This is a genomic window from Streptomyces sp. NPDC002018 (assembly GCF_042890865.1).
Classification (GTDB): domain Bacteria; phylum Actinomycetota; class Actinomycetes; order Streptomycetales; family Streptomycetaceae; genus Streptomyces.
Genome location: NZ_JBIASO010000005.1, coordinates 256,894 through 276,693, shown reverse-complemented (window position 1 = coordinate 276,693; position 19,800 = coordinate 256,894). Strand labels below are relative to the sequence as shown.

The 19,800-nt window shown below is 71.3% G+C and carries 17 protein-coding genes and 1 riboswitch; of the genes, 12 read left to right on the top strand and 5 right to left on the bottom strand.

Annotated features, from left to right (window positions below):
- Nucleotides 1-218 precede the first annotated feature (218 nt).
- The 5 genes from ACFYYH_RS10735 to ACFYYH_RS10715 all read left to right on the top strand — a co-directional run bounded on the left by ACFYYH_RS10735 (nt 219) and on the right by ACFYYH_RS10715 (nt 7,750).
- Nucleotides 219-2,345, top strand: coding sequence for a hypothetical protein (locus tag ACFYYH_RS10735; protein ID WP_388548625.1), 2,127 nt, complete (start codon nt 219-221; stop codon nt 2,343-2,345).
- A gap of 78 nt (nt 2,346-2,423) precedes the next feature.
- Complete coding sequence (gene ngcE / locus ACFYYH_RS10730) at nt 2,424-3,845, top strand: N-acetylglucosamine/diacetylchitobiose ABC transporter substrate-binding protein (RefSeq protein WP_388548623.1); 1,422 nt, start codon at nt 2,424-2,426, stop codon at nt 3,843-3,845.
- Between the two features lie 434 nt (nt 3,846-4,279).
- Nucleotides 4,280-5,530, top strand: a complete 1,251-nt coding sequence (locus tag ACFYYH_RS10725; protein WP_388548893.1) for a PP2C family protein-serine/threonine phosphatase — start codon at nt 4,280-4,282, stop codon at nt 5,528-5,530.
- Between the two features lie 7 nt (nt 5,531-5,537).
- Nucleotides 5,538-7,274 (top strand): CHASE3 domain-containing protein, encoded by a 1,737-nt coding sequence (locus tag ACFYYH_RS10720; RefSeq protein WP_388548620.1) that lies wholly within the window; start codon nt 5,538-5,540, stop codon nt 7,272-7,274.
- Nucleotides 7,271-7,750: a response regulator gene (locus tag ACFYYH_RS10715; RefSeq protein WP_388548618.1), complete on the top strand. Its 480-nt coding sequence runs from the start codon at nt 7,271-7,273 to the stop codon at nt 7,748-7,750. The genes ACFYYH_RS10720 and ACFYYH_RS10715 overlap by 4 nt, the downstream gene beginning before the upstream one ends.
- 86 nt (nt 7,751-7,836) lie before the next feature.
- On the opposite strand, the gene ACFYYH_RS10710 is transcribed toward ACFYYH_RS10715, so the two are convergent.
- Nucleotides 7,837-8,964 carry a PP2C family protein-serine/threonine phosphatase gene (locus ACFYYH_RS10710; protein WP_388548615.1) on the bottom strand — a complete coding sequence of 376 codons (1,128 nt, stop codon included), beginning with the start codon at nt 8,962-8,964 and terminating at the stop codon, nt 7,837-7,839.
- Nucleotides 8,965-9,098: 134 nt separating this feature from the next.
- On the opposite strand from ACFYYH_RS10710, the gene ACFYYH_RS10705 reads away from it, so the two are divergent.
- The 3 genes from ACFYYH_RS10705 (at nt 9,099) to ACFYYH_RS10695 (ending at nt 10,729) form a co-directional block, all read left to right on the top strand.
- Complete coding sequence (locus ACFYYH_RS10705) at nt 9,099-9,614, top strand: MarR family winged helix-turn-helix transcriptional regulator (RefSeq protein WP_388548612.1); 516 nt, start codon at nt 9,099-9,101, stop codon at nt 9,612-9,614.
- Between the two features lie 178 nt (nt 9,615-9,792).
- Complete coding sequence (locus ACFYYH_RS10700) at nt 9,793-10,194, top strand: STAS domain-containing protein (RefSeq protein WP_388548609.1); 402 nt, start codon at nt 9,793-9,795, stop codon at nt 10,192-10,194.
- Between the two features lie 118 nt (nt 10,195-10,312).
- Nucleotides 10,313-10,729: an ATP-binding protein gene (locus ACFYYH_RS10695; RefSeq protein ID WP_388548606.1), complete on the top strand. Its 417-nt coding sequence runs from the start codon at nt 10,313-10,315 to the stop codon at nt 10,727-10,729.
- Nucleotides 10,730-10,817: 88 nt separating this feature from the next.
- Here ACFYYH_RS10695 and ACFYYH_RS10690 read toward each other — a convergent pair whose 3' ends face one another.
- The 4 genes from ACFYYH_RS10690 to gcvT all read right to left on the bottom strand — a co-directional run bounded on the left by ACFYYH_RS10690 (nt 10,818) and on the right by gcvT (nt 15,358).
- Nucleotides 10,818-12,200, bottom strand: a complete 1,383-nt coding sequence (locus tag ACFYYH_RS10690) for an L-serine ammonia-lyase (RefSeq protein WP_388548604.1) — start codon at nt 12,198-12,200, stop codon at nt 10,818-10,820.
- 190 nt (nt 12,201-12,390) lie between these two features.
- Nucleotides 12,391-13,662: a serine hydroxymethyltransferase gene (gene glyA, locus ACFYYH_RS10685; protein WP_388548601.1), complete on the bottom strand. Its 1,272-nt coding sequence runs from the start codon at nt 13,660-13,662 to the stop codon at nt 12,391-12,393.
- Between the two features lie 33 nt (nt 13,663-13,695).
- Nucleotides 13,696-14,073, bottom strand: coding sequence for a glycine cleavage system protein GcvH (gene gcvH, locus ACFYYH_RS10680; RefSeq protein WP_388548598.1), 378 nt, complete (start codon nt 14,071-14,073; stop codon nt 13,696-13,698).
- 145 nt (nt 14,074-14,218) lie between these two features.
- The gene (gene gcvT / locus ACFYYH_RS10675; protein WP_388548595.1) at nt 14,219-15,358 is read right to left on the bottom strand and encodes a glycine cleavage system aminomethyltransferase GcvT; all 1,140 of its coding nucleotides are present in this window, start codon (nt 15,356-15,358) and stop codon (nt 14,219-14,221) included.
- A 147-nt stretch (nt 15,359-15,505) separates the two neighbouring features.
- Nucleotides 15,506-15,603: riboswitch (glycine riboswitch) on the bottom strand.
- 172 nt (nt 15,604-15,775) lie between these two features.
- On the opposite strand from gcvT, the gene ACFYYH_RS10670 reads away from it, so the two are divergent.
- The 4 genes from ACFYYH_RS10670 (at nt 15,776) to ACFYYH_RS10655 (ending at nt 19,767) form a co-directional block, all read left to right on the top strand.
- Nucleotides 15,776-16,453, top strand: coding sequence for an AAA family ATPase (locus tag ACFYYH_RS10670; RefSeq protein ID WP_388548592.1), 678 nt, complete (start codon nt 15,776-15,778; stop codon nt 16,451-16,453).
- Nucleotides 16,454-16,541: 88 nt separating this feature from the next.
- Nucleotides 16,542-17,276, top strand: coding sequence for an enhanced serine sensitivity protein SseB (locus ACFYYH_RS10665; protein WP_388548589.1), 735 nt, complete (start codon nt 16,542-16,544; stop codon nt 17,274-17,276).
- Between the two features lie 296 nt (nt 17,277-17,572).
- Complete coding sequence (locus ACFYYH_RS10660) at nt 17,573-18,358, top strand: enhanced serine sensitivity protein SseB C-terminal domain-containing protein (protein ID WP_388548586.1); 786 nt, start codon at nt 17,573-17,575, stop codon at nt 18,356-18,358.
- Nucleotides 18,359-18,768: 410 nt separating this feature from the next.
- The gene (locus tag ACFYYH_RS10655; protein ID WP_388548583.1) at nt 18,769-19,767 is read left to right on the top strand and encodes an ABC transporter permease; all 999 of its coding nucleotides are present in this window, start codon (nt 18,769-18,771) and stop codon (nt 19,765-19,767) included.
- Nucleotides 19,768-19,800: the final 33 nt, after the last annotated feature.

The following is a 19,800-nucleotide window of genomic DNA, read 5'->3' as shown; positions in this document are numbered from 1 at the left end:
CGACGGTGGAACGGAACCCCCCGCTTCCGCTCTGGCCGATTAATGGAAAGGTGGGAGCCGAGATCGCTAGCGTTATCGGTACGACAGACGGCCGTCAAAGGCCAATAGTCCTCCGCGGGGTAAGCATTCGACTGCTACGGAAGCGGTGATGGCCCATGCCGGGAAACAATGGTGCGACAGCCGACGGCGGTCCTCCGGTAAAGCTCAGCGGTGCGGTCATGAGCCATCCGCGGCGGCGTGATTCGGCGGCCGCACTCGTCGCGAAGGCGCCGGAAGGGCTCTTACGGCTTGTTCTCGACCCCGAGCCCGACGGGCCGCCGACCGCGTTACGCAGTGCGATGCTCGCCTGGTCCGCGGTGGCCGATGACGCCACCCACCATCTGGTGCTCCAGGACGACGCGATTCCCTCCGAAGGCTTTTTCGAACGGGTCGCCGAAGTGGTCGCGGAAGCACCCCATGCGGCGATCTCCTTTTTCACCTCCTGGAATTCACGCAACGGCGCCGCCGTACGGCTGGGCGCGCTGCGCGGCGCGCGGTGGGTCGGCGCCACGGGGGAGTACACCCCCACCGTGGCCCTGGTCCTGCCCGCGGAGCCGGCCCGCGGCTTCGCCGACTACGCGCGCCGCAACGCCGGCGGCCGGCCGGACGATGTCGTCATGCGCCGCTATCTCGACGCGCTGGGCGTGCCCACGTATCTGACCGTGCCGAATCTGGTCGAGCACGACGACTTCCCGAGCGTCGCCCGTAACGACGCCCACGGACTGCGGCGCGCCGCCTGCTTCGCGCCGGTGCCGGCCGGCACGGACTGGCGCCTCGGCCCGGGGCTCGCCGCGCTCGACACCGTCCCCTTCTGCAAGCACGGCACGGCGTGGGTCACGGTCCGCGACGGCGGACAGTGGCGGACGGTGGAGGCGGAGCGCTACGGCAGGCGTCTCGGCTTCGATGTCGAGGGCTTCCGCGCGCTGCTCCCGGTGCGTACGGCGGACGCGGCGGACGCGGCGGACACCGCGGACGCGGCGGGCAGGCAGGACCCGTTCGCCGCTCTGCGGCCCGAGGCGGTCGAGGCGGTCTGGATCACCGCCGGCCTCACCGGCTTCCTGTCCCGGCACGGCCGTACGGACCCGTCGTACGGCCGCGCCGGTCCCGGCGGGCCGCCGGCCGACGCGGCGATCAGCACTCTCGGCCCCGGCGGACTGTGCGCGGAGGTCGGCGCCACGACGCTCACCGCGCTCCGGGGAAGGCTCACCGCCCTGGCCCTGCGCGGCTTCGAGTCGGGCGCCGCACTGTACGACCGCGCCCCCGGCGGCCGTGTCCCCGACGGCCGTGCCCCCGACGACCGTGCCCCCGGCGGCCGGGAGGAGGCCGGGAGCGGTGGGACGCGGCGGGCCATGGCCCCGCGCGCCGTGGCCCCGCGCGGCGGCGGCCGGCTGTCGGTCACCGGCACCCCGGGCGATCTGGCCCGTGCCCTGGCACGGGACCTCGCGGACCAGAACTACGAGGTCGCCTCGCTGACGGGAGACCTCGGAGCCGAACCGGAACGGCGCGAGGAACTGCGCGGCACCGGCGCGGTCATCCATATCGGCAAGGCGATCGCCTCCCACCCCGTGCTCTCCCTCGCCGCCGAACTGGGCATCGGCCAGGTGATCTGTATCGACATCGACGCCGACACGGGCGACGACGACGCGACCGACACCGACACCTTCGCCGACACCTTCGCCGACACCTTCGCCTCCACCGGCGCCGAGGTCATGGCCGGGAGTCCCGGCGCTGCGGAACCACCCCCGGTCATGACGGTCCTGCGGATCGGCGTCCCCTACGGCCCGGGAATCCTCGAAGGCAACTCCCTCATGACGGAGTTCGTCCGCAACGCGCTGCTGCGCCGGCCCATCACTCTCGGATCCCCGCTGCCGGAGCCGGTCAGATATCTCTACACGGGCGACCTCTACCGAGCGGTCGAGCGGGCGCTGTCGCTCGGGCGGCCGGGTGTGTACACCGTCCACGACGAGCGCTGGGTGAGTGCCCTGGATCTCGCGGAGGCGGTCTGCGCGGCGGTACGGTCCGTCCCCGTCGAGACGGCGGGGACGGCCGAGAGGCCGGGGCCGGGCAGCCGCACGGGACGCCCGCACGGGACGGCGGACCGGGCCGGGAAGGACCGTCTCGGCCGTCCGCGTGTGCCCCTGACGGAGGGTCTGCGGTCCTTCGCCCAGTGGCTGGCCTACGAGGCCGACCCCGAAGCGGAGACCGCGGCCCGCACCGAAGCGGAGACCGCGGCCCGCACCGAAGCCGAGACCGGGCCCGGGACCCCCGGCGAACCGACGGCGCCACGGCCCGGCGGCCACCGCTGAGCCCCCATCACCCCCACATCCCCGGAAGGCGAGAACCGGACCATGGACTCGACAAGACCGACGCGACCGATGCGACCGATGCGACCGACGCCCGAGCTGAACCGCCGCGACCTGATGAGGCGCGCCGCCGCCGTCGGACTGGCCGTCACCCCCGCCGCGGCGTTCCTCAGTTCCTGCGCCACCCCCGCCGAGAAGCGGCAGAAGGTCTCCAGGAGCGCGCCCAGCGGGAAGAACCCGTTCGGGGTCAACGGCTCGGCCCCGCTGGAGGTGGTCGTGTTCGACGGCGGCCTCGGTGTCCGGTACGTCGAGGACGCCGCGGCGCAGTACCGCAGGACCTTCCCGAAGGCCAAGGTGAAGAACACCGCCACCCAGGACATCCAGGCGCTGATGCAGCCCCGCTTCATGGGCGGGAACCCGCCGGACCTGCTGGACAACACGGGCGCCAAGTCCCTTCCCACCGCCACCCTGGCGGGCAAGGGGCAGCTCACGGATCTGCGCACCCTGCTCGACGCGCCGTCCTACGACGACCCGTCGAAGACCGTGGGCGAGACCCTGATCCACGGAGTCGCCGAGAAGGGGCGGTACGGGGGCGACGAGGTCTGGGCCCTCAACTACGCGTACACCGCGTTCGGCGTGTGGTACTCGAAGTCGACCCTGGAGAAGCACGGCTGGGAGTATCCGCAGACCTGGGACGCCATGCTGGCGCTGTGCGCCGAGGCGAAGAAGAAGGGCATCGCGGGCTGGACGTACGCCGGGAAGTACCCGTACTACCTCCAGTGGACGCTCTACCCGCTCATCGCCAAGATCGGGGGCGCGGACGTCCTCAGGTCGATCGACAACCTGGAACCCAACGCGTGGAAGCACGACGCGGTGAAGCAGGCGTTCGAGGCGTACTACGAACTGGTCGCCAAGGGCTACATACTCCGGGGCACCGCCGCGCTCGACCACATCCAGTCCCAGACCGCCTGGACCGGGGGCAAGGCGCTGTTCGTCCCGAACGGCCCCTGGGTGGAGAACGAGGCCAAGGCGACCACACCGCCGGGCTTCAGGATGACCGTCGCCCCGACCTCCGGACTGGACAGCTCCGACCGGCTTCCCTTCGGAACCATCTGGGCCCAGGCCGGCGAGGCGTACACGGTCCCCAAGGACGCGAGGAACCCCGAGGGCGGCATGGAGATGCTGCGCATCATGCTCAGCAGGAAGTCCGCGCGGAACTTCGCCCGCCTCGTCTCGTCCCTGACCACCGTGCGCGGCGCCCTCGATGGGATGGACCTGCCGCCGGGACTCGCCTCGGCCGCGGCGATGGTCGACGCGGCGGGCACCGCCATCGTGTCCCCCCGCACCGACTGGTACCAGGACCTCAACCGGGAGACGATCGCCGGCCTCATCGGAGAGATGATGGCGGGCCGTCTCCGCCCCGCCGAGACCATCCAGAAGATCCAGAAGGCCTCGGACGCCACGGCGGCCGACGACTCCATCACGCATTACAAGCACCCCTGACCGGGGGATCACCGCGCCGGGCCGACAGAGCGGGGGGCCGCCGGCACGGCGCGGTCGCGGCGGCCCCACCGGGATGTCCCGGTGGGGCCGCCGTTCGGTGACGCGGCACTCCGGTGGGGCCGCCGTCCGGTGACGCGGCACTCCGCCACTCCACGAGGAGCCCGCCGGGGGCGCACTCACCGGAACGTGTGATTCCGCTTCTTCTGGTTTGCCGTCGGCGTGCCTCGGGGAGCGTTCTCCCGCCGCGGGGTACCGCGAGCGCAACGACGTCCCGGTTGTCGCATATGCTGCCCGCCGGAACGGAGCCGGGTGACCGGCTCCGCCGGGTGAGGGGGTGGAGTGTGGTCGAGTTGCCCGTCAGCACTTCGTCGCGTCCCGCGCGTCCCGCGCGGGGAGGCCGCGACGACGGTGCCGTGCCCCCGGCCCTGCCGCCGCTGAAGGAGACGGAGGAGGCCAGGGCGGCCGCCCGTGACGCCCTGTGGTCCGTCGACGGCGTGATCCTGCTCGTCGAGGACGACGCGGGGGACGCGCTGCTCGTCGAGGAGATGCTCGCCGACAGCGATCTGGACTTCTCGCTCACCTGGTGCCAGTCACTGGCCGAGGGCCAGCGTTTTCTCGCCGGCCGCACCACCCCGGTCTGTGTGCTGCTCGATCTCCATCTGCCGGATGTCCACGGCATCGACGCCGTCACCCGGATCCTCGCCACGGCGCCGGACGCCGCCATCGTCGTCCTCACCGGCATGGCCGAGGGGGAGGCCGGACTGACGGCCGTGGCGACCGGTGCGCAGGACTATCTGGTCAAGGGACGGATCGACCCGGAGGCACTGGGCAGAGCGGTCCGCTACGCCCTCCAGCGCAAGCAGGTCGAGCAGGCGTCGGCCGCGCTCCGCGCGAACGAGCTGATGGCCAAGGAGAACGCCCGGCTCGAACGCGGTCTGCTGCCGGTGCCGCTGCTGCGCGGCGACGACTTCGAGGCGACCGCGCGGTACGAACCGGGCCGCGCCCACGGCCTGCTGAGCGGCGACTTCTACGATGTCGTCCAGACCGCCGACGGCACGGTCCACGCCGTCATAGGCGATGTCTCCGGCCACGGGGCCGCGGAAGCCGCCCTCGGTGTCTGTCTGCGGGTCGCCTGGCGCGCGGCCGTGCTGTGCGGGACGGAGCCGCTGGACCTGGTCCCCCTCCTGGAGGAGATCCTCGTCGCCGAACGCTCCGACCAGCATGTCTTCGCCACGGTCAGCTCCCTGGTCTTCCCGCCCGGCGGCCGTGAGGTACGGGTCGTCCGCGCGGGCCACCCGGGACTGCTCGTACGGGACCGCGCCGAGGTCCGCTGGGAGGAGCCGACGGTCGGCATGGCCCTGGGGCTGCTGCCGGGGACGGGCCGGTGGACCGAGACCGCGGTGCCGCTGCCGCCGGGAGGGCATGTGGTGCTCTTCACCGACGGCCTCTTCGAGGGGCGTACGGGCCCCTCGACCCGGCTCGGTGAGGACGGGCTGCTCGGACTGGCCGGGGAGCACGGCGCGCTCCCGGCGGACGCCTTCGTCGACGCGCTGGTCGACGGGGCGGCGGAGGGGGCGGCTCCGTACGGCGGACTCGCCGACGATGTCGCGGTGCTGCATCTCGGCTGGGCGGGTACGAGAAGCGGCACGGAGACCCCGGCACGACAACGCACGGAGAAGTGGTGAGCGAGACATGGTGAGCGCGGCCCCCCGCACCCCCACGGCCTGGCGTGCCGCGGTGGGCCGGCTCTCGGTCCAGGGCTGGGTGCAGCTCATCCTCGTGGCCCTGGTGCTGGTGGTGTGCGGCTGCACCCTCGTCGCCGGGGTGCTGCTGTCGCGGGCCAACGACCGCACCAATGAGCTGGTCGACCACATCCAGCCCGCCCGCTCCACGGTGTTCCAGCTCCAGAAGTCCCTGCTCGACCAGGAGACCGGGGTGCGCGGCTTCGTGCTGACCGCCGACGCCTCGTTCCTCGCGCCGTACGAGCAGGGCCGCGAGGACGAGGTCAGGCACAGCGCACGCGTCCGCGCCATCGTGGCGCCCGACCCCCGGTTCACCGCGGACCTCGACCGCATCACGCGCGCCGCCGAGACCTGGCGGCGCGAGGAGGCGGAGCCGCTGATCGCCTCCGTGCGCGCGGGGGGCCCCGAGGCGGCCTCCGGGGCGCGGATGACGGAGAGCAAGGCGGGCTTCGACGAGCTGCGCACGCTCTTCGCCGTGCAGCAGAACCATCTCGACACGGCCAGGGACCGGGCGCGGGCGGAGCTGAACGACGCGCGGTCGCTCCGCGACGCCGTGCTCGTCGTGATCCTGGTCGTCTTCGTGCTCGCCGTGGTGGGTCTGGCACTCGTGCTGCACCACATGGTGGGCCGGCCGCTGAACGCGCTGCGGGCCGCGTCCGACGGCGTACGCGCCGGGGCGTTCGACCGGCGCATCGAGGTCGGCGGCCCCTCCGACCTCCGGGCCGTGGGCGCGGCGGTCGAGGACATGCGCGGCCGGCTCGCCGACGAGCTCGCCGCGACGCGCTCGCGCGAGGCCCTGCTCGCGGAGCAGACCGAGGAACTGCGCCGCTCGAACTCGGAGCTGGAGCAGTTCGCGTACGTCGCCTCGCACGACCTCCAGGAGCCGCTGCGCAAGGTCGCCTCGTTCTGCCAGCTCCTGGAGAAGCGGTACGGCGACGCGCTGGACGAGCGCGGCAAGCAGTACATCGACTTCGCGGTCGACGGCGCCAAGCGCATGCAGATCCTGATCAACGACCTGCTCACCTTCTCCCGGGTGGGGCGGGTGCACGACGCCTGGCGGACCGTGGCACTGGACACGGTCCTGGACCGGGCGGTGGCCAATCTGGGCCTGGTGATCGAGGAGGCGGGGGTCACGGTCGTACGGGAGGGCCCGCTGCCCGAGGTGACCGGCGATCCGACCACGCTCACCATGCTCTGGCAGAACCTCGTCGGCAACGCGGTCAAGTTCCGCAGGCCCGGCGTTCCCTGCCGGATCACCGTCGGCTGCGCGCGGGAGGGCGACGAGTGGCTGCTGAGCGTCCTGGACAACGGCATCGGCGTCGCGCCCGAGTTCGCCGAGAAGGTCTTCGTCATCTTCCAGCGGCTGCACGGCAGGGACGAGTACGAGGGAACCGGGATCGGTCTCGCGCTGTCGCGGAAGATCGTGGAGTTCCACGGCGGCCGGATCCGGCTGGAGCCGGGCCCGGAGAGCGGTACCCGTATCCTCTTCACTCTGCCCGTCGTCGCCGGGGAAGCGGAGGTCCCCGAAGGAGCCCAGCCCTCCGAAGCCACCCTGCCGTCCCCCGCATCCGAAGCGTCCGAGGCACCCCGCGTACCGGCCCAGCCCGGAGATCCCGCGACGTACGCGGGCGGGCGGACCGGTGAGGGCGGCGTATCGGCCACCACTCCACCGGGAGTCACCTCATGAACACCCCGACCGGTCCGAACGGTCCGTCCGGCGCCCATGCCTCCGTGCAGCCGATCGAGGTCCTTCTCGTGGAGGACGACGCGGGCGACGAGCTGATGACCCGCGAGGCGTTCGAGGACAACAAGATCCGCAACACCCTCCATGTGGTGCGCGACGGCGAGGAGGCCCTCGACTTCCTGTACCGGCGGGGCGCCTACGGGGAGGCGCCCCGGCCGGATCTCGTCCTGCTCGACCTCAATCTGCCGAAGTACGACGGACGCCAGGTGCTCGAACGGATCAAGACCGATCCGGAGCTCGCGCTGATCCCCGTCGTCGTCCTGACCACGTCCTCCGCCGAGGAGGACATTCTGCGCAGCTACAAGCTGCACGCCAACGCGTATGTGACCAAGCCCGTCGATCTGGACCAGTTCATCGCGGCGGTCCGGCAGATCGACGAGTTCTTCGTCAGCGTCGTCCGGCTCCCCGGGCGTACGTGACCCCGGATCCCGGGGGCCACGGGACCCGGGGGCCCGTCGCGCGGGGGCCCGGCGCGCGGGAGGAGAAGGGCGCGGAGCGCTCCGCCTCAGCTCCCGGCGCCGTTCTGTCTGCCGAACCAGTCCAGGCAGAGCACCAGCGCGTCGTCGGTCGACTCGGCGTCCCGGTGGGCCGCCAGCTCGCCGAGCACCGCGCGCGGCACCATCGCCGCGGGCAGCAGATTCGTCGCGCTGATCGCCCGCGCCAGCGCCCGGTCACCGAAGGCCTCGCCCTGGGGCGAGACCGCCGCGTACACCCCGTCGCTGACGAGCAGCAGCCGGTCGCCGGGCAGCACCTGGAACGTCTGCGCCTTGTAGTCCGACTCCTCGAACATGCCGAGGGGCAACTGGGGCTCCAGATCCATGCGCTCCACGGTCCTGCCCCGCCGTCGCCACAGATGCGGCGACCCGGCGTCCACCGCCTCGACGTGTCCCGTGGCCAGCTCGAACCGGAGCAGCAGCGTCGAGACGTGGGACACACCCCGGTGCTGTTCGTACAGTGCCTGGTCGGCCAGCGCGGCCTGGTCCGCGATCCCGATCCCGGCCCGGCGGGCATTGCGCAGGGCGTTGACGGCGAGATTGGTGAGCAGGGCCGCGTGGATGCCCTCGCCCATGCCGTTGGTCACCGCGAGTGTCAGCTCGTCCGCGTCCGCCGCCCAGTCGAAGTTGTCGCCGTAGATGGCGTAGGCCGGTTCGAGCTGCGCGCCGATGGCGTACTCCGGCGCGGTGCAGGCCCTGGCCGGCAGCAGTCCCCACTGCATCTCGGCCGCCAGGGTCAGCCGTGTCGTCCGGCGCGCCCGCTGGTAGAGATCGGTGTCCCGCTCGGCCACCAGGATCGCGTGGCCGAGCAGCTCGGCGACCCCGGTGAGTTCCGCCACGGTGTCCGGGGTGGAGCGGTCCCCGGGCAGCCGGACCGTGAGGATGCCGAGCCGCTCGCCGCGGACGGTGACCGGCAGATGGTGGTCCACCGCGTCCCCGTGCCTGACCTGCTGCTCGCGTGGCTCCTGGCTGCCGAAGGCACGCCCCTCCGGGGAGTTGTGCAGCGACAGGGACCGCGCGTCGGCGGAGCCGACGGCCGAGTCGACCCGCTGGAGCACCGTGAGTCCGTAGTCCACCAGATAGAGCTGTACGGATGCCGCGCCATAAGCCGTGCTGAGAGCGTCACGGAGCGTGTCCACCAAGGCGTGTGGCGCCGCTGAGCGAACCGCTCTTTCCACATCCGCGAGTAGAGTCACTGTCGTTCAGGCCTTCTTCTTCCAGGGGCGGTCCGTCCGGGCTGACAAAGGCCCATGACGGATGAAAGGGTGGATCGATGTCCCGCTTCACCGGTCAGCCGCACCCACGCGAGCAGGTTGCCGAGGCCGCCTGTGCCGCCTCGGAACTGCTGGAGGTGCTGTGGGGACGTGGGCAGGAGACCGCTCCTTCCGGACCGGTCTCGCCGTCCCAGCTACGGGCCCTTCTCGTCATTGAAAAGCGTGAGGGCGTGAATCTGCGCACTCTCGGTGACGTCCTCGGCTCGCGTCCCTCCTCGCTGAGCCGGCTCTGCGACCGGATGGAGGCCATGGGGCTCGTGGTCCGTTCGCCGAGTCCGACCAGCCGCCGCGAGGTGGAGCTGCGGCTGAGCCGCCACGGCCACAAGGTGCTGGACGAGTACCGCGCCCTCCGTACCCGCGAGGTCGGGGTGGTGCTGGAGCGGATGGACCCCTCGGACGTGATGATGCTCGCGCAGGGGCTCGGAGCGTTCCGCGCCGCGGCGAACGAGCGTCTCGGGGCCGTGGAGGGCGCACCCGCCGACTCCGGGCGGAGTCACGTGGCGGACAGCGCGTAGCTTCATTCGGATCCACTTCCTGGCTTGGACACGTTACTCCCCTCGCGGTGCGGTTGTGCGGGAACAACGAGCAGATTGTTGCCCATCGGGGAATGTTGTCAAATGGCAACTATCATTTCTATTGTGTCGTACGACGGCACCTTTCCGCGTCCTCCGCCCGCTCCCGAAGGATCCCCCCATGCACCCTCCCCACAGCGCAGGCCAGGCCCTGGGAATAGCTGCGAGACAGGTCGGGGACGCGATGGTTCTCGTCGTCAGCGGTGATCTCGATCTGGACACCGTCGCGCCGCTCACCGAGGCGATGGCGGAGTCGGGCCGGAGGGTGACGGGACCCGTCGTGGTGGATCTGTCCGGTGTGCGCTTCGCCGACTCCACCGCGGTGAACGTCCTGCTCCAGGCCCGTACGGAGCTGGGCGGGCGGCTGCGGGTGGCCGCCCCCTCCGACTTCGTCCGGCGGCTCTTCGCCATCATCGGACTGGAGCAGGCGCTTCCCGTGTGCGGGACGGTCGACGAGGCCCTGGCGCCGGGCGGGACCCCCGTGCGCCCCTCGGACGCGGCCCCGGAGGGAATTCCGGAGTGAATCCGGGAGCTAATCCCCGGGGAACAGGCTTCGCCCGCGCGCTCTTCGCTCCCGATTGCCGGGGTAAACGACGGGAGGAGACGGCAGCAGGAGAAGCCCAACCGACGGGGTGAGACCTATGCAGCACCCGCTTGTGAGTGACGAACAGCCCTTCGACCACACCGAATGGTCCTGCCATCCCGAACTGGCGGCCGAGGCGCGGGAGGCGGCCTACGGGTTTCTCGCCGCGCTGTACCCGGCGCCTTCCCCGTACACCGCGCAGAACCTGGTGCTGGTGGCCTCGGAGCTGGTCACCAACGCGCTGCGGCACGCGGGCGGGGTCACCTCTTTGCATCTGCGTGCCGACCGGCGGAGCCTCCAGATCGTGGTGAACGATCCGAGCCCCGCCCAGCCGCTGGACCGCACGCCCGACTTCACCGGCCGGACCGGGGGATTCGGCTGGCCGATGGTCCAGCGCCTGGCGCAGAAGGTCACCGTGCGTCCCGGCGCGGGCGGCGGCAAGGCCATCAAGGCCGTTCTCGCGCGCGAGGCGTAGCGCCGGCGCGGATCAGCGCGGATCCGGGGCCGGGGCGGATCAGGGACCGGGAGGGATCGGGGGCCGGGACGGATCAGTGCGGGGCGGATCAGCACTCGATGATGTTCACCGCGAGACCGCCGCGCGCGGTCTCCTTGTACTTCACGGACATGTCCGCGCCCGTCTCCTTCATGGTCTTGATGACCTTGTCCAGGGAGACCTTGTGGCTGCCGTCGCCGCGCAGCGCCATCTTCGCCGCCGTGACCGCCTTGACCGCCGCCATGCCGTTCCGCTCGATGCACGGGATCTGCACCAGACCGCCGACCGGGTCGCAGGTCAGTCCCAGATTGTGTTCCATACCGATCTCGGCCGCGTTCTCGACCTGTTCCGCGCTGCCGCCCAGGACCTCCGCCAGCGCGCCCGCCGCCATCGAACAGGCGGAGCCGACCTCGCCCTGGCAGCCGACCTCGGCGCCGGAGATGGAGGCGTTCTCCTTGAAGAGCATGCCGATGGCGCCGGCCGCCAGCAGGAAGCGGACCACGTTGTCGTCCTTCTCCCGCTCCGTGGCGCCGCCCGCCGCGAAGTTCATGTAGTAGTGCAGGACCGCCGGGATGATGCCCGCGGCGCCGTTGGTGGGGGCGGTGACCACCCGGCCGCCCGCCGCGTTCTCCTCGTTCACGGCCATCGCGTAGAGCGTGATCCACTCCATGGCGTGCGCCTGCGGGTCGCCCTCGGCGCGGAGCTGGCGGGCCGAGTGGGCGGCGCGGCGGCGGACCTTCAGCCCGCCGGGCAGGATGCCCTCCCGGGCCATCCCGCGCGAGACACAGGCCTGCATGACCCGCCAGATCTCCAGCAGCCCGGCCCTGATCTCGTCCTCGCCGCGCCAGGCCTTCTCGTTCTCCATCATCAGCGCGGAGATCGACAGCCCCGTCTCCCCCGACAGCCGCAGCAGCTCGTCACCCGTGCGGAAGGGATACCTCAGCACGGTGTCGTCGAGCTTGATCCGGTCCTCTCCCACCGCGTCCTCGTCCACCACGAACCCGCCGCCCACGGAGTAGTACGTCTTCTCCAGCAGCAGGCCGCCGTCGCCGTCGTACGCGAGGACCGTCATCCCGTTGGCGTGGTACGGCAGGGCCTTGCGGCGGTGCAGGACCAGATCCGAGTCCGCGTCGAAGGCGATCTCGTGCATCCCGAGGAGCTGGAGCCGGCCGCTGGTGCGGATACGTTCCGCCTGTTCGTCCGCGCTCTCCACGTCCACCGTGCGCGGCGAGTTGCCCTCCAGACCGAGCAGCACGGCCTTCGGGGTGCCGTGGCCATGGCCGGTCGCGCCCAGTGAGCCGTACAGCTCCGCCCTGACCGAGGCGGTGTGGGCGAGCAGACCCTCGTTCTTGAGGCGGCGGGCGAACATGCGCGCCGCGCGCATCGGGCCGACCGTATGGGAGCTGGACGGGCCGATACCGATCGAGAACAGGTCGAAGACCGAGATGGCCACGGGGGTGACTCCTTGCTGGCTGGTAGACGCCGTTGTCTGCCGGGGTGGTGCGGACATGACGGGTACATACGGTCCGGGGCACCGCGCCGCACGGTTCAGTGTGCGCGGTGCCCCGTGAACCCGGGCCGAACGGATGGCGTCGGACCGGGGGTGGCGGCTGGTCGGGCCGGGTGCGGACGGGTGTGCCCGGTTACTTCAGACCGGGGTACAGCGGGTGCTTCACGGCCAGCGCGGAGACCCGCCCGGCCAGCTCCTCACGGTCGAAGGACGGCTTGAGGGCCGCCGCGATGATCTCCGCGACCTCGGTGAAGTCCTCCGCGGTGAAGCCCCGGGTGGCGAGCGCCGGCGTACCGATCCGCAGACCGGAGGTGACCATCGGGGGACGCGGGTCGTTCGGGACGGCGTTGCGGTTGACCGTGATGCCGATCTCGTGGAGCCGGTCCTCGGCCTGCTGGCCGTCCAGCTCGGAGTCGCGCAGATCGACCAGGACCAGATGGACGTCCGTGCCGCCGGAGAGCACGGAGACGCCCGCCTCGGCCACATCGGGACGGACCAGCCGCTCGGCGAGGATCCGGGCGCCCTCCAGGGTGATCCGCTGGCGCTCCTTGAACTCCTCGGTCGCCGCGACCTTGAAGGAGACCGCCTTGCCCGCGATGACATGCTCCAGCGGGCCGCCCTGCTGACCCGGGAAGACCGCGGAGTTGATCTTCTTCGCCAGTTCCTTGGTGGAGAGGATCACACCGCCGCGGGGGCCGCCCAGGGTCTTGTGCGTGGTCGTGGTGACGACATGCGCGTGCGGCACCGGGTTGGGGTGCAGCCCCGCCGCGACCAGACCGGCGAAGTGCGCCATGTCGACCATCAGATACGCGCCGACCTCGTCCGCGATCCGGCGGAACGCCGCGAAGTCGAGCTGACGGGGGTACGCCGACCAGCCGGCCACGATCAGCTTCGGACGGGACTCCTTGGCGAGCCGCTCGACCTCGGCCATGTCGATCTGGCCGGTCTCGCCGTCGACGTGGTAGGCGACCACGTTGTAGAGCTTGCCGGAGAAGTTGATCTTCATGCCATGGGTGAGGTGCCCGCCGTGGGCGAGGTTCAGACCCATGATCGTGTCGCCGGGGGAGAGCAGCGCGAACATCGCCGCCGCGTTCGCCTGGGCGCCCGAGTGCGGCTGGACGTTCGCGTGCTCGGCGCCGAACAGCGCCTTCACCCGGTCGATGGCGATCTGCTCGATCACATCGACATGCTCACAGCCGCCGTAGTAGCGGCGGCCGGGGTAGCCCTCGGCGTACTTGTTGGTCAGGACGGAGCCCTGCGCCTCCATGACCGCGACCGGAGCGAAGTTCTCCGAGGCGATCATTTCGAGCGTCGACTGCTGACGGTGGAGTTCGGCGTCGACGGCGGCGGCGACGTCCGGGTCGAGTTCATGGAGCGAGGAGTTCAGAAGCGACTTCGAAGTCATCACAGTCCCTGGGGTCTCAGTTGCCGGAGCGCGTCAGTTGCCGGAAAAGTCTCGGTACTCGTCGGCGGTGAGCAGATCGGCCGGCTCCTCCGCCACGCGTACCTTGAACAGCCAGCCGCCTTCGAACGGAGCGGAGTTCACCAGGGAGGGGTCGTCCACCACGTCCTGGTTCGTCTCGGTGACCTCACCGGTCACCGGGGCGTACAGATCGCTGACCGACTTGGTCGACTCCAGCTCCCCGCAGGACTCGCCCGCGGTCACCGTGTCACCGACCTCCGGAAGCTGGGCGAAGACGACATCGCCGAGGGCATTGGCGGCGAACTCGGTGATCCCGACCGTCGACACCCCGTCCACGGGGTCCGTCAGCCACTCGTGCTCCTTGGTGTAGCGGAGCTGCTGGGGGTTGCTCATGACCTGAATTCTCCTGTACGCGGGGGAGTGGTGCGGAACCGCTGTCTTGCGGAACGAGACGGGAACGGGGCGGAAAACGGGGTGGAAAACGGGATGGAAGGGGAAGGCGCCGGCGCGCGAAGGGATGCCGCCGATGACGTCCGTATCACTTCTGGCGCTTGTAGAAGGGCAGCGCCACGACCTCGTACGGCTCGTGGGAGCCGCGGATGTCGACACCGACGCCCGCCGTGCCCGGCTCGGCGTGCGAGGCGTCGACGTACGCCATGGCGATCGGCCTGCCCAGGGTGGGGGAGGGGGCGCCCGAGGTGACCTCGCCGACGACCTTCCCGTCCGCGACGACCTGGTAGCCGGCGCGCGGGACCCGGCGGCCCTCGGCGATCAGGCCGACCAGCTTGCGGGGCGGGGCGCCCGCGGCCCGCTCGGCCGCCGCCTCCAGGGCCTCGCGTCCGACGAAGGCGCCTCCGTTCGACGTCTTCTCGAACTTCACGACCCGGCCGAGGCCCGCGTCGAACGGAGTCAGAGCGGTGCTCAGCTCGTTCCCGTACAGCGGCATGCCCGCCTCCAGCCGCAGGGTGTCGCGGCAGGAGAGCCCGCAGGGCACCAGGCCGGCCCCCTCACCGGCCTCGGTCAGCGCCCGCCACAGAGTCTCGGCGTACCGGGGCTCGACGAACAGCTCGAAACCGTCCTCGCCGGTATAGCCCGTCCGGGCGATCAGCGCCGGGACACCGGCCACCGTGCCCGGCAGACCCGCGTAGTACTTGAGCCCGTCCAGGTCGGCGTCGGTCAGCGACCTGAGGATGCCGGGTGACTCCGGCCCCTGGACGGCCAGCAGCGCGTACGCGTCACGGTCGTCGCGCACCTCGGCGTCGAAGCCGGCCGAGCGGGCGGTCAGCGCGTCCAGCACGGTCTGCGCGTTGGAGGCGTTGGCGACGACCAGATACTCGTCCTCACCGAGGCGGTAGACGATCAGGTCGTCCAGGATCCCGCCGTCCTCCTGGCAGATCATGGTGTAGCGGGCGCGGCCCACGGCGACGGCGCCGATATTGCCGACCAGCGCGTGGTCCAGCAGCCCGCCGGCGGCGGGACCCGAGACGGTGATCTCGCCCATGTGCGACAGATCGAAGAGCCCGGCCCTCGTCCGGACCGCGTGGTGCTCGTCGCGCTCGCTGCCGTAGCGCAGCGGCATGTCCCAGCCCGCGAAGTCGGTCATGGTCGCGCCCAGCGCGCGGTGCACGGCGTCGAGGGCGGTGGTACGGGGGGTGCTGCTCGGGGGGGCGTGATGCATCGGTGTGGCTCCCAGGGCATGACGGCGAGGACGGTCCTCCCCATCTGTCATCGGAACCTGAGAGGTTCACCACGACCACACGTACTCGGGGTCATGACTTGCACCTTGGGTGGAGCCGCAGCGCTGCGGCCCGCTTTTCAGATCTGCCTCATCCACGCGGTACGGGGCCTGAGAGATTCAAGGGAGGGACTTGCTCCTTCGGCGCCCGGCGCACACGGTGACCGGGACTCTCCCGCGCGGATTCAAACGGCCGGTATGCAGTTGGCGGGCACATCATCGCACGCATTCGGGTGGTTCGGAGCGCCTGGCCCGCAAGTTGCCGGAGGGCGTGAAAAGCTTGTACCGCATTACCATTTCTTTACACTTTGTGGGCAAGGGTCATGGGCCAGGCCGACTGAGCTGACAGGGGGGACGGCGATGACGTCGCAGGGGTCCGGCGCGTATGTGACGAGGGCGGGGGTGCCGTCACAGCAGGGGGTGTCCGACCGGGAGGCCGCGGCACGCCCCGTGGCGGTCGTACGGGATCTCCGGGAGCGCCGGGGCCGGGTCCCGGGCGCCCTGGCCTTCACCGCGGGGGACCTGGTGGTGGTCTCCGGACTGCCGGGCAGCGGGAAGTCCACCCTGATCCGGCGGGCCGCCGAGGGCGGCGGGATCGACTCCCAGGACGCCAGGGACCGCTGGGAGCGCAGACTGCCGGGCGGGCTCCCCTACGCCGTCTACCGCCCCCTCGTCCGTATGGCGCATTACGCGGGACTGCGGCGCGCGCTCCGCTCCGGCCGGAGCGTGGTCGTCCACGACTGCGGTACGCAGAGATGGGTACGGCGCTGGCTGGCCCGCGAGGCCCGAAGACGCGGCCGCCGGCTCCATCTCGTCCTGCTGGACGTCCCGCCGGACGTGGCCCGCGCGGGCCAGCGGGAGCGCGGCCGGGGGGTCTCCGGCTACGCGTTCGCCCGCCACCGCAGGGCCGTCGGCCTGCTGCTGGCCGGCGCCGCGGCGGGCCGGCTGCCCCGGGGCTGTGCCACGGCGGTGCTGCTGGACCGGGACGCCGCGGGAGCCCTCGACCGGATCGCCTTCCCCGCCGCCGCGGGCGAGTGACGCGGGACTGACCACCGCACGGGCGGGTACGGGCCCCGGCCTGCGGCGTTAGGGTGCTGCGGCAGGCACGAGGGCGGAGGAAGACACAGTGGATACTGCATGGCCGGGCAATGAGCTGGAAGAGGTGCTCGCCGCCTCGCTCGGCAGCCAGGGGGCGGGCGGCCGGCTGGTGGAGGTGCTCGGACGCAGCGAGGTCTGGGTGCCGCTGCCCAACGGGGGCGGACCCGACAGCCTCGCCCTCGATCTGCCGACCCTGGAGATAGAGGGCGCTCCCTATGTCCCGGTGTTCAGCTCCCAGCAGCAGTTCCTCCAGTGCGTGGGCGCCCATATGCCCTTCACCGTCGCCCCGGCCCGTGACTTCGCCCGGGGGCTGCCCCCGCAGCTCGGCATAGCGGTCAACCCGGGCGGCATGGTCGGGATGCCCCTGCCGCCGCCCGCCGTCGCCGAACTGTGCCGGGCGGGCCGCACGCCGCTCGACGGACCGGCCGCCGGCGGCCGGGTCAGGCTCTTCGAGCCGGACTGGCAGGAGGACCCGGTCGACTTCCTCACCGCCGCCGCGGCCGAGTTCGAGGCATCCGGTGTGGTGCTCTCGGCCCGCCGCGCGCTCGCCAGTGTTGAGGGGGACTCCCCGGCGCTCTTCATCGGCGTACAGCTCTCCTCCTGGGAGGCCGCCGACCGCAACGCGCCGCTGGACGCGCTCGGCCGCGCGCTGGGCCGGGTACGGGTGGACTGGCCCGTCAATCTCATCCTGCTCGATGTGGCCCAGGACCCGGTCGGCGACTATCTGCTGGCGAAGATACGGCCCTTCTACCAGCGGGCGTAGCCCGAGCGGCGACGCGGCGCGCGGGAGGCGGCTCGGGTACGTACGGCCTTCGCGGGTACGTACGGCCTTCGCGGGTACATCCCGCCTTCGCGGGTACGAGCAGGCCACAGAAGTGCGGCCGCGCCCTCGCCCGCGCGGGAAGCACACCGGGCGTCAAGGCGGTGTCAGGGCGGGCGCCTAAGCTGGTTCCATGGCTGAGCCCCCGCACCGGACGCCCGGACAGGCCCTCCCGCACGGGGGTCACGGGGTCCGGGGGTGCGGGCCGAATGGCGGATCGAAGAGGGGCGGGACCCACAGTGAGCGCGTCAGGCACCGCGGCGGCCGGGCAGGTCGAGCAGATGCTGCGCCAGGTGACGCCAGGACGCTACGACGCGTACGAGGCGCTCCTCCAGGCCCTCGCCGACGACAGCGTCTGGATGCTGCTCTGGCACGGCCGGGCCGGCTCGCCGGACGCCCAGTACGGGAACATGGAGATCGACGGACTCGGGTACGCCCCGTGCGTCACCTCCGCCCAGGAACTCGCCGTCAGCGGCTGGACCCGTGCGTACGAGGTGGTCTCCGGCCGGGACATCGCCCGCGCGCTCTACCCGGACCGCTGGGGCATCTGGCTCAACCCGCACGCTCCCGGCGGCGGGGTCGGCATCCCCTGGCTCGATCTGCGGCGGATCGCCACCGGGCTCGACCGGATGCCCGCGGGACCGCTGCGCCTCTCCGAACCGGCCATCGAGCTTCCGCAGTTCTACGCCCTGCTCACCCAGAACGCCCACCGCACCGCGGCGGTCCGCTCGCTGCGCCGCGCCTGGGTGCAGCCGGCGCTCGGCGTCCCGTATCTGACGATCGGGCTCGATCTGTACGACACGAGCCCGGCCTCGGTGGACTCCGTGCGCACCATGATGCGGCAGTCGATCACGGCGGTCCCGGACGGACTGCCGGTCTCGACCGTGGCGATGTCCGACGAGTACGACCCGGTGACGATGTGGCTGCGCGCCAACTCCCGGCCGTTCTACGACCGTGAGGCGCACGCCTCTCCCGCGCCCACATCGGGCTACGGCTATCCGCCGCCCGCCTCCCACGCCTACTGAGCCGCCGCCTGCCGGGCCACCGACCGGGCCACCGCCCGGGTCGCCGTCTGCGGGGCACCGTGGGGCGGGCGATACGGATGCTCCGGTTCCGCCCGATATCGAGCGAGATGAACCGCATGTCCGATCTGGTGGAATAGTGACCGAGATGGTCCGCTGAGACGGGCGAGCCGTCCGGATAACGGAAACCCTCTACCCGCATCACGTTTGAGCAAACATTCCCCGTTGGGGCTGGCGGGTGATCGCGAAGTGGTTGAAGACTCCGTGGAGCAAGTGGTCTCGGCCTAGTGTGCGATGCGCTGACAGAAGCAGTTCCCGCCACAGGGGGACCACATGTGCCATGTGATGTGAAAGAGCCGCTACAGCGGCGGTCATGGGCCGGCCACCGTCGGCCGAGAGGGGTCTCCAGCGCAATGACGGCACCTATCGAGACCACCGGGTCGGCGGCGCAAGCGCAGCCGGAAGCGGTCCTGGAGGGCGCCGGGGGCAAGCAGATCGAAGGCCGTTCGCTCGGCCGGATCGCGTGGACGCGTTTCAAGCGGGACAAGGTCGCCGTAGCGGGCGGCGTCATCGTGATCCTGCTGGTTCTTGTCGCCGTACTGTCCAAGCCGATCCAGTCGGTGTTCGGACTCGACCCCAACGCCTTCAACCAGGATCTGGTGGATCCCGCCCTGCTGGCGCCCAAGGGGTCCTTCGGCGGCATCAGCTGGGACCACCCGCTGGGCGTCGAGCCGCAGACCGGGCGTGACATCCTGGCCCGCATCATCGAGGGCTCCTGGGTCTCTCTGGTGGTCGCGGCCGGATCGACGTTGCTCTCGGTCGTCATCGGCGTCGTGATGGGCGTCGTGGCCGGGTTCTACGGCGGCTGGGTGGACAGTGCCATCAGCCGCCTGATGGACACCTTCCTCGCCTTCCCGCTCCTGCTCTTCGCGATCTCGATCTCGGCGTCGCTCCAGGGCAGCGCGTTCGGCCTGGAGGGGCTGCCCCTCCGCATCGCCGTGCTGATCTTCGTGATCGGCTTCTTCAGCTGGCCGTACATCGGCCGGATCGTGCGCGCGCAGACGCTCAGTCTGCGGGAGCGGGAGTTCGTGGAGGCGGCCCGGTCACTGGGCGCGCGGGGACCGTTCATCCTGTTCCGGGAGCTGCTGCCGAACCTGGTCGCGCCGATCCTCGTGTACTCCACCCTGCTGATCCCCACCAATATCCTCTTCGAGGCTTCTCTGAGCTTCCTGGGCGTGGGTATCGCTCCGCCGCAGGCTTCATGGGGCGGCATGCTGTCCACCGCGGTCGACCTCTACCAGGTCGACCCGATGTTCATGATCATCCCCGGCATGGCGATCTTCATCACCGTGCTGGCGTTCAATCTGCTGGGGGACGGGCTGCGTGACGCACTCGACCCCCGTGGCAAGTAATCGCGGCCCTGCCGCATCGGTCAATCGAGGGGG